The sequence below is a fragment of the Verrucomicrobiota bacterium genome, assembly GCA_037139415.1.
Taxonomy (GTDB): Bacteria; Verrucomicrobiota; Verrucomicrobiia; order Limisphaerales; family Fontisphaeraceae; genus JBAXGN01.
In genome coordinates, this window is the sequence record JBAXGN010000073.1 from 21,516 (window position 1) to 34,175 (window position 12,660).

At 58.6% G+C, this 12,660-nt stretch carries 10 protein-coding genes; 9 read left to right on the forward strand and 1 reads right to left on the reverse strand.

The window, feature by feature from the left end:
- The first annotated feature begins 13 nt into the window (after positions 1 to 13).
- The 9 genes from WCO56_14195 to WCO56_14235 all read left to right on the forward strand — a co-directional run bounded on the left by WCO56_14195 (position 14) and on the right by WCO56_14235 (position 12,159).
- Positions 14 to 3,217: a hypothetical protein gene (locus tag WCO56_14195; protein ID MEI7730720.1), complete on the forward strand. Its 3,204-nt coding sequence runs from the start codon at positions 14 to 16 to the stop codon at positions 3,215 to 3,217.
- Between the two features lie 241 nt (positions 3,218 to 3,458).
- A complete protein-coding gene (locus tag WCO56_14200) occupies positions 3,459 to 4,562 on the forward strand; it encodes an AAA family ATPase (protein MEI7730721.1) in 1,104 nt (367 codons plus the stop codon).
- Positions 4,563 to 4,568: 6 nt separating this feature from the next.
- On the forward strand, positions 4,569 to 5,261 hold the full coding sequence (locus WCO56_14205; GenBank protein MEI7730722.1) for a DUF4276 family protein: 693 nt from the start codon (positions 4,569 to 4,571) through the stop codon (positions 5,259 to 5,261).
- A gap of 11 nt (positions 5,262 to 5,272) precedes the next feature.
- Positions 5,273 to 5,956: an SGNH/GDSL hydrolase family protein gene (locus WCO56_14210; GenBank protein MEI7730723.1), complete on the forward strand. Its 684-nt coding sequence runs from the start codon at positions 5,273 to 5,275 to the stop codon at positions 5,954 to 5,956.
- A 7-nt stretch (positions 5,957 to 5,963) separates the two neighbouring features.
- On the forward strand, positions 5,964 to 6,275 hold the full coding sequence (locus tag WCO56_14215) for a hypothetical protein (GenBank protein ID MEI7730724.1): 312 nt from the start codon (positions 5,964 to 5,966) through the stop codon (positions 6,273 to 6,275).
- A gap of 91 nt (positions 6,276 to 6,366) precedes the next feature.
- Positions 6,367 to 6,720 carry a helix-turn-helix transcriptional regulator gene (locus WCO56_14220; GenBank protein MEI7730725.1) on the forward strand — a complete coding sequence of 118 codons (354 nt, stop codon included), beginning with the start codon at positions 6,367 to 6,369 and terminating at the stop codon, positions 6,718 to 6,720.
- Positions 6,717 to 8,021 (forward strand): HipA domain-containing protein, encoded by a 1,305-nt coding sequence (locus tag WCO56_14225; GenBank protein MEI7730726.1) that lies wholly within the window; start codon positions 6,717 to 6,719, stop codon positions 8,019 to 8,021. The genes WCO56_14220 and WCO56_14225 overlap by 4 nt, the downstream gene beginning before the upstream one ends.
- A gap of 22 nt (positions 8,022 to 8,043) precedes the next feature.
- Positions 8,044 to 11,316 carry a DUF4450 domain-containing protein gene (locus WCO56_14230; protein ID MEI7730727.1) on the forward strand — a complete coding sequence of 1,091 codons (3,273 nt, stop codon included), beginning with the start codon at positions 8,044 to 8,046 and terminating at the stop codon, positions 11,314 to 11,316.
- A gap of 27 nt (positions 11,317 to 11,343) precedes the next feature.
- The gene (locus WCO56_14235; protein MEI7730728.1) at positions 11,344 to 12,159 is read left to right on the forward strand and encodes an SGNH/GDSL hydrolase family protein; all 816 of its coding nucleotides are present in this window, start codon (positions 11,344 to 11,346) and stop codon (positions 12,157 to 12,159) included.
- Between the two features lie 246 nt (positions 12,160 to 12,405).
- Here the strand turns inward: WCO56_14235 and WCO56_14240 are convergent.
- A partial coding sequence (locus WCO56_14240) for a hypothetical protein (protein ID MEI7730729.1) occupies positions 12,406 to 12,660 on the reverse strand: 255 nt, incomplete at its 5' end.

Here is a 12,660-nt window from a genome sequence, read left to right on the forward strand (position 1 = left end):
AGCCGGGGCGATTATGTTTGAGTTCAACGCGATGGACGCAGCACGGGACGGCGCGGATAAGGTGTGCGTTTTGATTTTCAAGCGAACCGATTTAACGGGTAATAAATACATGAAACGATTGGGCATTCATTGGGCGGTGAGTTTGGCGCTGGCTTTGGATTTGGCCGGGGCGGCGGCACAAACGTTGAAGGACGATTTTTCCAGCTACCGTCCGGGGACCGAGGCTGGGCCGGCGTGGGAGCCGAACGCCGTCGGTTGGAGCGTCGTCTCCGGCGGATATGAGGGTGACAGCGGCTTCAGTGTATGGCGCAAAGCGCCGTATGCGTCTGCACTGACATTTGCGTGCGATATCACGGTTTTGGAATTGCTGAAAGGGGAATGGCTCACCGCCGGCATCAGTATCTACTCCGCAGAAACCAATTTCTGGGGCATGAATCTGGTGGTGACTCCCGAAGCGCAGGGACGGCGGCATCATGTGGAAATGCAGGAGATGCTGAACGGCCAATGGCTGGCGGCGAATTTGCCGGGAAGCCGGTTGCAGCCGTTGCCGGAAAAGGGCGGCCTCAACTGGCAGGTCGGCCAGACCTACCGCATGGAAATGCGCCTCACCAGTTCCAATATCGTGGGCCGGATTTATCAGGCAGGCAATGAGGTGGCGCATTTCGGATATCGTTTTCAACCGGGCGTGCCTTGCGTTAGCGCAGGGTGGCCTGCGTTGCACGTGAGCGGCTTGCGCGCGCGATTTGATAATGCCACGTTCGAAGTGCAGGAAGTCGCCACCCGTCCGCTCATCGGGCATCCCCCCATCCCTCGATGGCTCTCCCGCGAGGGAAAAACGATGGCTCCTGGCACAGGCTTCTTCCGGACCATGGAAGCCGATGGCCGCTGGTGGTTGTTGGATCCCGAGGGCAAGCCTTTCTTTGATGTGGGCACAGATCACATCAGTTACCGCGGGCATTGGTGCGAAAAGCTCGGCTACGCTCCGTATCACCGCAACGTTGTGGCCAAATACGGCAACGAGGCAGCCTGGTCCTCGAACACCTTGGAACGGCTGACGAGCTGGGGTTTCAACACGCTGCCGGCGGGACATAGCGCGTCACTGCGCCACCGGGGGTTACCTCACATCCTGTTCGCGTCTTTTGGCTCATCGTTTGCCCGGCGGGAATACCTTTGCGAGCCGATTCATTGGACGGGATTTCCCGATGTGTTCAGTCCGCGCTGGGAAGGTCATTGCCGGTTGGTGGCGAAACGCATGGCGCAGGAATCGGCCGGTGATCCCTGGTGTATCGGAACGTTTTTGGACAATGAATTGGAGTGGTACGGCAAACAGGAGAGTTTGGTAGATGAAGTGTTCCAGTGTGCGCCGAAAACGGAGGGTAAAAAGGCGTTGTTTGCGTGGTTGACCCAGCGGTTCGGCACACTGGCGGGCGTCAATCGCGAATTGGGCACGCGCTATGCGGATGAAGCCGGGTTTTTGAATTCGACAAACGTTCCCAAGGCATCGGCCACCCTGACCCTGGTGCGTGATGAGTTTCTGGCCGTGATCGCCGAACGTTACTTCAGCGTCCCCTGTCAGGCGTTGCGCCAGGCGGACCCGGATCACCTGATCATGGGCTGCCGCTTCGCCGGACGCACGCCCAAGCCCGTCCTGGCGGCGGCAGGCAAATACAACGATATCTTCACCTTCAACACCTATCCGCGCGTGGATTTTGAAAATGTGTGGTTGCCGGATGGCACTGGCGGCGTGGTGGACCGCGTGCCACGGGAACTCAGCGAGTTTTATGCGACGGTGCGGCGTCCGATCATCATCACCGAATGGAGTTTCCCGGCGTTGGATAGCGGGTTGCCCTGCCAACACGGGGCGGGGATGCGCGTGGATACCCAAACGCAGAAAGCCGCGTGCTACCGTATTTTTGCGAACGCCATGGCGGATCTGCCGTACATCATCGGACAACATTATTTCATGTGGGCCGACGAACCGGCGTTGGGCATCAGCTCCGGTTTTCCCGAAGACAGCAACTACGGTTTGGTGAACGAACAGGACGTGCCGTATGACGCGTTTGTCCGTGTCGTGACGGACGTGAACCGGCAGAGCGCGGCGCGTCATGCGCGCAGCCGTTTCTCCGGCGAACTCACCCTGCGCAGCCAGCCGGGAGCTGTGGAAATCGTCAATACCAACGCCACAGATGCCGTGGGGCGTTTACGCCTCTCCCAGCAGGGACAGAGCGAGATCAAAGAAGTGACACTCAAGCCCGGCGAAACCTTGCGCCTGCCGGTAAAGAGCAGCGGGGCCTGGGTTGCCGAGTTACAAAATTGGGATGGCCGCAAAATGCGGGTGGCGGGCGGGGCGGTGCCCGGCGCGCGCGCATTGGTGAACGCCTCCGCCACCGCACTGGCGCAGGTGCCCGTGATCGTGGAGACGCCGCAGGTGATCGCAACGCTGCAAAACACCGCGCCCGGAGAACGAATCAAGCTGACGTCGCCGAATAATCCAATAGAAAAACGCGAGCGCGTGGAATTGAAGTCCGCCACCACCGTATGGAGTTGCACGCGCAAAGGCGGCAGTTTGTTCGATTCGATTCAGTCCGGGAACCTGCCGTTGGGCCGGCTGGCGTTTGCGGCGCACCAAAAAATCAATGGTCAGGATCAATGGAATGAGCCAGAACGCGTAGCGGCGCTGGAACTGCAAGACCAACGCGACGCCTGGGTGGTCGAGGCTGAGGTGGAACGTGCGGCGGCGGCTAGTGGACCCGCCGGCTACCGCGCTCGCCTGCGCGCGGTCGTGTTCAAACAACTGGACCTGGCGCTGGTGCGACCCTTGTGGGTGGAGAACACAGATCGCCGGACGTGGGAGTTGGCGGAAGCATTCTGGTTTTGCCGCTCCGCGATTGGCGGTTCCGCTGCCGATGACATCGTGGGTGGGCCGTCCGTGCCGAATTATTATCGCGCGGCGCAGTTCATTACCGATACGAAGCTGGGCGGCTGCTTCGGTGCCTTGGACCAAGCCGAAGGCTGGCGCGTGACGTTCTGGATGAACCCGGCGGGCGGCATTCATCCCGATTCACGCGTGACGGTGAACCAGGAACTGAAAACCGGCGAGCGATGGACCGCGCGGAACACGCCGTTCCTGTGGGTGTACGCCTCGCAAAACACCAACGTCTGGCAGGACTTCTCGCGCCTGGCGAAACAGTCCGCCCAAATCCTGATGGAGGAGTAACTGGCAGCACCACTCCCCTACCCCCTTTGGACCAAACCGTTGTATGATCGAATGTTCGCGGAGATCACGCTGCAAATGATGAAAACCAGCGGGAGTTAGAGAGGAAATCGGACTTGTTAATGATAACAACCGTTCAAAACCCGGCAAGAGCGAGCTTGACACTTTTTGGGCCAGACTTACTGTAATGGGCCATGATAATTGTTAGACGACAATGCCAGTTTTTGCCATGAGAACCTGATCTATGCCTGAACTGGATTACATTACCATCAAAGGGTTTAAGAGCATCGCCTCCATTGAGGAGTTGAAGTTGGGGGCAATCAATCTGGTCATCGGGCCGAATGGCTCGGGTAAATCAAATTTTATAGGTGTGTTCTCCTTTCTGCATGCCATTCGCCAAGGTCATTTGCAGGAGTATCTTCTAATGGCGGGTGGTGCCGAGAAGGTGCTGCATTTTGGCTCAAAGGAAACCGAAGAAATACGGTTGCGAATTTCCTTTCAAGACGGGGTGAATCAATATGAGATCGCCCTGAAACCGCTGGGAGCCGACTCCCTTTTTCCGAGTTCCGAAGTGGTTTACTTTTGGGACAAGCGTTATCCAAAACCCTATGGCGAAAATTTAGCCAGTGAAGGCAAAGAGGCGGGCATTAGTGGCACTAAGGTTGGAAGGATCGGAAGCTATGTTCGTGCCCATTTAGACCGCTGGAGGCTCTACCACTTCCATGATACCAGCCGCAGTTCGCCCATGAAAAAGACGGCGAATCTCAATGACAACCGGTATTTGCGCGAGGATGGTTCTAACATTGCCCCGTTCCTTTATTACCTCCGGGAAAAACATGAAAATGCCTACAGCCTGATCCGCCGAACCGTGCAACGCGTGGCCCCTTTCTTTGACGACTTCCAGTTGGAACCACAAAAGCTTAATCCAGATAAAATTCTCCTCGAATGGAAGCACAAGGGATCGGAAGCGTATTTCGATGCCACGGCACTTTCCGATGGCACATTGCGGTTCATTGCCATTGCCACACTCTTTCTCCAACCAGAGATTTATCGCCCGTCGGTCATTTTGGTGGATGAACCGGAACTTGGCCTGCATCCCTACGCCATCACGATGCTGGCCTCACTGGCAAAACAGGCATCAACCAAGACACAGGTTATCATTTCCACACAGTCTCCACTGCTGCTTGACCATTTTTCTCCCGAAGACGTACTGGTGGCAGATCGTGTGGATGGCGGTACTCAGTTTACGCGGCTAGATTCCAAGAAGCTGGGCGGATGGCTTGTGAATTACAGCCTGGGGCAACTCTGGGAAAAAAACGAATTTGGAGGACGGCCCACACCGGAATAAGGAATCATGGCCCGCCTACTCATCCATGTCGAAGGGGAGACGGAGGAGACCTTCGTTAACGAAGCCCTCGCGCCGCACCTTTACGGCTTTGGTTATCAAAAAGTGAGCGCCCGGCTATTGGGCAACTCCCGGAACCGTGATCGGCGCGGGGGAATTCGGAGCTGGGTTTCGGTGCGGGAAGACATTCTCAACCACCTGAAGGAAGACCCGCAGTGTCTTGCCACCACCATGGTGGATTACTATGCACTGCCGAAAGAGGGACCGAAGGCATGGCCGGGACGTCACGAAGCGGGCTTGATGGCGTTTCCGCAAAAGGCTCAATTTGTGCAGGCGGCTTTGCTCGCGGACATTTGCGCGGAACTTGGCGATGGATTCAACCCAAGGCGTTTTGTGCCATACGTGATGATGCATGAATTCGAGGGTTTGCTCTTTAGCGACTGCCAGCGTTTTGCCGAAGCTATCGGGCGGCCTGAATTAGAAAGACAGTTTCAAGCCATCCGGGACGTTTTCAGTTCGCCGGAAGAAATCAACGATAGTCCGCTAACGGCCCCATCCAAGCGAGTGGCGGAATTGGTGCCCGGTTATGAAAAACCGTTGCTTGGTGCTCTGGCCGTACTGGGGATAGGACTCGACACCATCCGTCAAGAGTGCCCACATTTCCGGGCATGGTTGGGGCAACTTGAAAAATGGGTCCAGTGATGGAAAAAAGTATGAAAAGATTCATTTTATATTCAACCCTGCTATGGACCACCATGACCGGCCTGGCCGCGCCTGATCCCATCCCGGCCTTCACTCCCAACGCGCGCATCCTGTTCCAAGGCGATTCCATCACCGATGGCAATCGCGGGCGCAGTGCCGATCCCAATCATATCCTGGGGCACGGCTATGTCTTTATCACGGCCGCCCGGCACGGGGCGGCGTTTCCCGATGCCCGGTTGGATTTCATGAATCGTGGCGTCAGCGGTAATACCGTGCTGGACCTGGAGAAACGATGGCAGAAGGATTGTCTGGATCTGAAGCCGGATATGCTGAGCATCCTCATCGGAGTGAACGATAACGGTAAAAATGTCCCGTTCGACCAATATGAACAGGTCTATGATGCTCTGATCACTGCGGCCAAGACGGCCAACCCCAAACTCAAGCTGGTGCTCGGTGAGCCGTTTGTGAAACCCACCGGCAAAGTCAACGAGGGTATCGTGAAGCGGCAGGAAATTGTGGCCCGGCTTGCAAAGAAACATGGTGCCGCGCTGGTGAAGTTCCAGCGTATCTTCGATGAGGCCGCCAAACGCGCTCCCGCCGATTATTGGATCTGGGACAATGTGCACCCGACCTATCGCGGCCATCAGCTCATGGCCGATGAATGGGAGCGCGTGGTCCGCGAATTCTGGAAATAGCCTGCCTATGAAAAAAGCCATTTTACTTCTGTTTGTGAGCGCGGTTGTCGCCTTCGCGGCGGCAGAGCCGGCTCCCAAGAATCCCTTTGCCAATCGCTGGCAGCCGGCACCCATCGGCGGCGCGTTCCAGATGGATGAATTCATCATCTGGTGTGGGTCAGTTATGAACCTGGCCTGGCGGGAAGGTAAAACCATCAGGATGCGCAAGCGCGAGCGCCCGCAAGTTCTGTTGGAAAATGGCCGCCCCACCACCGTGTTTTTTGCCACGACGCATCCGGATGGCCGCATCTTCAATACCGGCGTCCCGCTGTCGCCATAGTCATGAAACTATAAAACGTGAAAAGATTAAACTCGCCATATATGACGAATAATATTGCAATATTCATCTAATTCGCCATATATGACGTCTTATGAATATCACATCACAGTTGACCGATGAAGTGATTCTCCAGACCTTGGGCCAACGGTTGACGGGCGCAAGGCTGGAGCGCAACTTGACCCAGGCGGCTTTGGCTGAGCAGGCTGGTGTCTCCAAGCGCACTGTGGAACGGTTAGAATCGGGTGAGGTGGCGACCCAGTTGTCCGGGTTTGTGCGGGTTTGTCGTGCGCTGGGTTTGGTGGAACGCTTTGACACCCTGGTCCCCGAGCCCATCCCGAGCCCGATTGCCCAACTAAAGCTGCAAGGCCGGAAACGCCAGCGGGCGTCGCGCAAAAAGACCGGACCCGGTACCGTAAAAAACTGGACTTGGGGTGAACCGTCATGATTGCCAAAGTTCAATTATGGGGGCGAACCATCGGGGCAGTCTCGCTGACGGAAGGGCGTGATCATGCCGCGTTCCAGTACGACCCTGCCTTTGCCGGAAGCGGCATCGAACTCTCCCCGTTCACCCTGCCGCTGAGTGATCGGGTTTATGCGTTTCCCGAGTTGCCGCGAAATACATTCTATGGCCTGCCAGGTTTGCTGGCGGATTCGCTGCCGGATAAATTCGGCCATGCCTTGATCGATGCGTGGCTGGCATCGCAGGGCCGGACCCCGGAGAGCTTTAATGCGGTGGAGCGGCTCTGCTACATGGGCACGCGGGGCATGGGCGCGCTGGAATTCGCCCCGGCGCTGGGGCCAAAACCGGGCAAGGCGACCCGGATCGAAATTGACTCCCTGGTCCGGCTGGCGTCTGAAATCCTGATGCATCGGAATAAGCTGAAAGTCTTTTTTTTAGGGGCGGCTCGGAAGCGGGCGCTGAGCGATATTCTTCGCGTGGGAACCTCTGCCGGCGGAGCCCGCGCCAAAGCGGTCATCGCCTGGAATCGCGCCACCAACGAAGTGCGTTCGGGGCAGATCGTGGCGGGCGATGGATTCGAGTACTGGCTGCTGAAGTTCGATGGGGTGACCGGCAACAAAGACAAGGAACTGGAAGACCCCAAGGGCTATGGCGCGATCGAGTATGCATATCACCTGATGGCACGCGCGGCGGGCGTCACTATGACTGAATGCCGGCTGCTCGAGGAAAATGGTCGTCGCCATTTCATGACGCGGCGTTTCGATCGCCTCGCGGGTGGCGAAAAATTGCACCTGCAATCGCTGTGTGCCCTGGCTCATTTTGATTTCAACCAGCCCGGCGCCTACGCGTATGAACAGGCGTTGTTGACGATTCGCCGGCTCAATCTGCCCATGGCGGCGGTGGAGGAACAATTTCGGCGAATGGTCTTCAATATCGTCGCCCGGAACCAGGACGACCACGTTAAGAACATCGCTTTCCTGATGGATAAACAGGGTCGTTGGTCGCTAGCTCCCGCCTTTGACGTTACCTACAGCTATAATCCTTCGGGAGCCTGGACCGCCACCCACCAGATGACGCTGAACGGCAAACGGGATGCCTTTTCAATGACGGATTTCCGCCAATGCGCGAAGCGCGCGATCTTGAAGCGCGGGCGCGCCGAAGCCATCATTGAGGAAGTGCAAACCGCAGTGGCCCGCTGGCCGGGGTTCGCCGCGCAGGCACGGGTCTCTGACGCTGTGAGCGCGAAAATTCAGAAAACCCACCGGCTCACCTTTCCCGCTACCTGAAATCACCTTACCTCACCCACCCATGAGAACCACCCCCTCAAAGTTTATCGTCACTGCCTGCTTGACCACCGCGCTGGTCACCAACCTGATGCAGGCGGGGTCCGTCGGGCGGGTCAATCACGCCGATCTGGCCAAGCCCGCTTACACCCTGGAGGGCGATGCCTTCGTGCGCCATAACAGCGAGCGGTTCAACAATCGGCCGCTCTATTGCAACCAGATTTCCGCCATTGTGGTGGCGGGTGACCGGCCCTTGATCCGGTATGGCAGCGGCTCCTCCCATCACGGCAACTTCATGCTCGCCCTGGCGCGCGGCCAGCAGGCTAAGTGGTTGCATGATTGTTCCGAGATCACTTCCAAATATCGGCCCGGACGCATGGAATGGATCATCAAAGACGCCGCCTTTGGCGACACCACGCTCATTCTTGAAGCCGTGCCCCCTGCTGAGGGGGCGGGTATGGCGGCGCGCCTGCGCGTCGAGCATGCTCAGCCGGGTGATCGCCTCATCTGGGCTTGCGGCGGCGCAGTGCAACTCGCCCGTGAAGCCATGGTGAATTACTGGGATGTCACCACCGCGGGCCGGGAGAAAATGCTGAGTCGCAGCTTCCAGCCCGAGGATTGTCGCACCAACCAGGTGACGCTCGCAAACGGCCGTTTCACGCTGCAAACGCCGCCCGGCAAGCGCATGGGCATCAGCGTGGGGAGTTGCAGCGCCTCCGGCAAACTCACGGTGGCGGATGCCGCCAACTGGCAGTCACCGCTGGCTCTAGCAGCCAGCACGGCCAAAGAACTGCCCATGGTGTGCGGGGTGATCTCACTCGATAAACCCTCCGAGATTTGCTGGGCCTTCCAAGGCTTTGAAGGCGCGAAGGTGGGTGATACCTCGGCGATGACGTCCCCGGCGGATTTCTTTGCCGCCGGCCTGAAGCGCGCCAAGGACATCGGCGAGCGCGTGGTGGTGAATACGCCAGATCCATGGCTAAACGCCGCCGTGGGTGCTTCCAGCACGGTGACGGATGGCGTGTATCGCAAGGGCATCTTCACGCATGCCGGTATGCGTTGGGGCGTGCCGTTGCTGGGCTGGCGCTGCATCTACGGCGGCACCGCCTATGGCTGGCATGACCGCGTCAAGGCCCAGGCTCAGTTTTGCCTGGCGAAACAGATCACCGAGTCGAAGAAGACTCAAGCGGTCGGCGATCCCAAGTGCGGGTTGGCCTGCCAGTCGCTCGATTCCCGGCTGTTCGGCAAGGGGCGGGTGGATGCCCATCATACCTGGCACTATGACATGCAGAGCCAGTTCTTTGATCAGCTCATCCATGCCTGGCGCTGGACCGGAGATGCGGAATTGGAGAAAATCCTGCGCCCCGCTCTTGAACTGCACTTGGAATATATCCGCGATTGTTTCGATCCCGATGACGATGGCCTCTACGAGAGCTACGCCAACACCTGGCCCACCGACAACCAATGGTACAACGGCGGCGGCACAGCCGAGGAAACCGCCTATGCCTACGCCGGCCATAAGGCCGCGCTGGAACTCGCCCGCCGCGCCGGGGACACAGCCGCAGTAACCCGCCACGAGGCCCGGTTGGCGAAGATCAAGAAGTCCTTTTTCGATAAGCTGTGGATTCCCGCCAAAGGCCATGCCGGAGCCTTTGTCGAGCAAGGCGGGCTCCAGCGTCTGCATGAGGAATGCTGGCTCTACAGCATCTTCTGCCCGATTGATGCCGGTCTGCTCCCCCCGGACCTCGCGGCGCAGTCGCTGTACTTTACCGAGTGGGGGCTCGAACGCGAGCAGATGCCTTATGGCGGCGAGCGCGTCTGGCCCTCCAACTGGGTGCCCAGCATCTGGTCCTTGAGGGAAATGTGGCCCGGCGACGATTACCATCTGGCCCTGGCCTATTTCCAGACCGGCTTGGCGGACGAAGGGTGGAGTGTGTTGCGCGGCACCTTCCCGCTGCTGATGTTCTTTGGCCCCGTCCCCGGCGACCTCGGCCATCCGGCGGGAGCCACCGATTTTAATGATGACGCCAGCATGTTTTGCCGCACGGTCGTCGAGGGACTGTTCGGCTACCGGCCTGATTATCCCAACGGCACGGTGACCATCGCTCCGCAATTCCCGAGCACATGGGATCACGCCTCCATCAAAACCCCCGATTTCTCCCTCGACTTCAGCGGCGGCAAATATCGAGTCACCCTCGCGAAACCCGCCGCGCTCGATCTGCGCCTGCCCGTGCGCGCAAAAAACGTCACTGCCGTCACTGTCAATGGTCAACCGGCTGAGTGGAACCTGGGGCCCGCTTTTGGGCGCAGTGAACTGCGCGTCCGGGTACCCGTCTCGAAAACCGCGAGCGTCGAAGTGACCGTCGCGGAACCATTGCCGCAATTTGCCGCCGTACCGCTGGAGGTGGTCGCTGGCGCGAATCCGCACCCACCGGTCGGGGACGCCAAGCTCACTTATTACGCCACGTTCCCAACTAACGCCGGCAATCATCTGGTTGACGCGCTGGTGCAATTTGGCAAGACGCCTCAGTGGCGGCTGTTCAAAGTCAAAGTTAGCGATCCCAAGGCCGACGCCGCGCGCGCCGCAAAAGTCCTGACCAATGTTCCGCCCAATGCCCGGTGGGAGCCCGTGAATCTTGAGGGTCGGTTCAACGCCGATGTCCGCACGATGTTCCAGCAGCAATACCTCTCGCCGCGTCCACCGACGTGTTCACTGCGGCTGGCGACCGATGGTTATTCCACCTGGCAGATGATGCTCGATCCCAAGCACAAAACCCCGGCCATTGACTTTTCCCAGACGCCGCAGTTGTTAAATCCGCAGGGTCGCCTGCTCACGCCGCAGGGCGTGCCGTTCCAATGGCGCGGCGACCAGCAAAACATCCTCTTCACCTCGCAATGGGATAATTGGCCAAAGCAGGCCACCGTCCCGGTGGGCCGGCAGGCGGATGCCGTCTGGTTCCTCGTCGGCGGTTTTACGCCGCCCATGCAAGTCCGCATCGCCAATGCCGTGCTGAAATTGAAATACGCCGATGGCGTCGTCGAACCCTTGGAGTTGGTGCCGCCCTTCAACTTCTGGTCCCTGTGCCCGTACGGTGGCGTGGATTACAACTATGCCCGCGACCGCTACAGCCTGCCGCAGGACCCGCCGCCCACCGTGCAACTCGGCCGGAACTGCCGCATGATGGTCCTGAACTTGCGGCTGCGCCCCAACGTTGCCCTGGAAAGTGTCACCCTCGAAACCCTGTCGCAGGAAGTGATGGTGGGCTTGATGGGGATGACCCTGATGAATCCCCGATGAGGTAATTACGTCAAAAAAACAAACATAATGAAATTATTGTTCAAATCAGTATGTCTGGCGGCGCTGGCCGCCGGCATCGTCACCGCGTATGCCGCCGAGCCCACCAACGCCAAAGAGGCGGCGGAGAAAAAGGCCGCCCAGGATGCGGCGGTCAATGAAAAGTACCAAGCCCTGGTCGCCACGCTGCCACCCGAGCAGCAGGCCTGGGAGCGCACCTTGCAGGAAAACCTGGGGAACTTTTACCTGCCCATCCACAAGCGGGATAAGCTGGCTGGAAAATCCTCCGCCTGGGATTTCGTGGCGGACAATCCCAAGCTGCCGCGCGTGCTGCTGATCGGCGATTCCGTATCGCGCGGCTACACGCTCGCGACGCGCAAGGCCCTCGCCGGCAAGGCGAACGTGCATCGCGCCCCGGAGAACTGCGGGCCATCCGCCAATGGGCTGAAGAAGCTGGATATTTGGCTCGCGGGCGGGAAGTGGGATGTCATCCATTTCAACTTCGGCATCCACGACCGCGCCGCGAAGGCCGCCGAGTACGAGCAGCGCCTGGATGCCATCGTCACCCGGCTCAAGGCCACCGGCGCCAAAGTCATCTGGGCCAGCACCACCCCCATTCCGCCGGACACCAAGGATGGCCCCGCCGCGGCGGAAGCCATCGTCGAGAAAAACCGCCTCGCCGCCCAGGTCATGGCCAAGCACGGCGTCGCCACCGACGACCTGTTCACCTTTATCACGCCCCACCTGGCCAAGGTGCAGAACCCGAAGGACGTCCATTTCTCCATGGAGGGCTACGATCTCCTCGGCAAACAAGTGGCCACCTCCATCGAAGCCGCCCTCAAATAACCCGCGTATCAGCCGAAGTCATGAGGCTACATTAAAAACACCAAAGGTGTTTTAGCCTCCAGCCTAGGGTTGGTTTACCAATGGGGGAGGGGGTGAGCCAACCCTAGGTATGAATGCCCCGTTTCCATCAACTCCAACGGAGTTGCGGCACATCCTGCCTCTCCTCAACTGATGCTGGAAACTGTTTCGCATTTTTTATGCTCCCCAAACCCTTTCAAATAAACAAACCCCGGTAAACATTTCTGTTCACGGCCTTAACAACCGCGTGTTCACCGAGAATCCTTGTGGGTTCACCTTATCCAGACTGTTGCTCAGCTTCTGCCAATGCGCCACGCCGCCATTCGTACCGACCAAACTTACATAGCCCAGCCACATCCCCTTGCCGCTGTACAATGATTGGTACATCACCACTTCTTGTTGCCTCGTCAACGGCAGGGAGCCCGTAAGCTCAGAACACCGCATCTGCGCCGAATAATTTGATACCATTGGGGATTGGCGGGT

Bases quoted from the DNA above. Each gene is read 5' to 3' on its own strand.
- WCO56_14205 (MEI7730722.1), top strand. From the start codon at position 4,569: ATGGCCCGCCTACTCATCCATGTCGAAGGGGAGACGGAGGAGACCTTC.
- WCO56_14195 (MEI7730720.1), top strand. From the start codon at position 14: ATGTTTGAGTTCAACGCGATGGACGCAGCACGGGACGGCGCGGATAAG.
- WCO56_14230 (MEI7730727.1), top strand. From the start codon at position 8,044: ATGAGAACCACCCCCTCAAAGTTTATCGTCACTGCCTGCTTGACCACC.
- WCO56_14225 (MEI7730726.1), top strand. From the start codon at position 6,717: ATGATTGCCAAAGTTCAATTATGGGGGCGAACCATCGGGGCAGTCTCG.
- WCO56_14200 (MEI7730721.1), top strand. From the start codon at position 3,459: ATGCCTGAACTGGATTACATTACCATCAAAGGGTTTAAGAGCATCGCC.
- WCO56_14215 (MEI7730724.1), top strand. From the start codon at position 5,964: ATGAAAAAAGCCATTTTACTTCTGTTTGTGAGCGCGGTTGTCGCCTTC.
- WCO56_14235 (MEI7730728.1), top strand. From the start codon at position 11,344: ATGAAATTATTGTTCAAATCAGTATGTCTGGCGGCGCTGGCCGCCGGC.
- WCO56_14210 (MEI7730723.1), top strand. From the start codon at position 5,273: ATGAAAAGATTCATTTTATATTCAACCCTGCTATGGACCACCATGACC.
- WCO56_14220 (MEI7730725.1), top strand. From the start codon at position 6,367: ATGAATATCACATCACAGTTGACCGATGAAGTGATTCTCCAGACCTTG.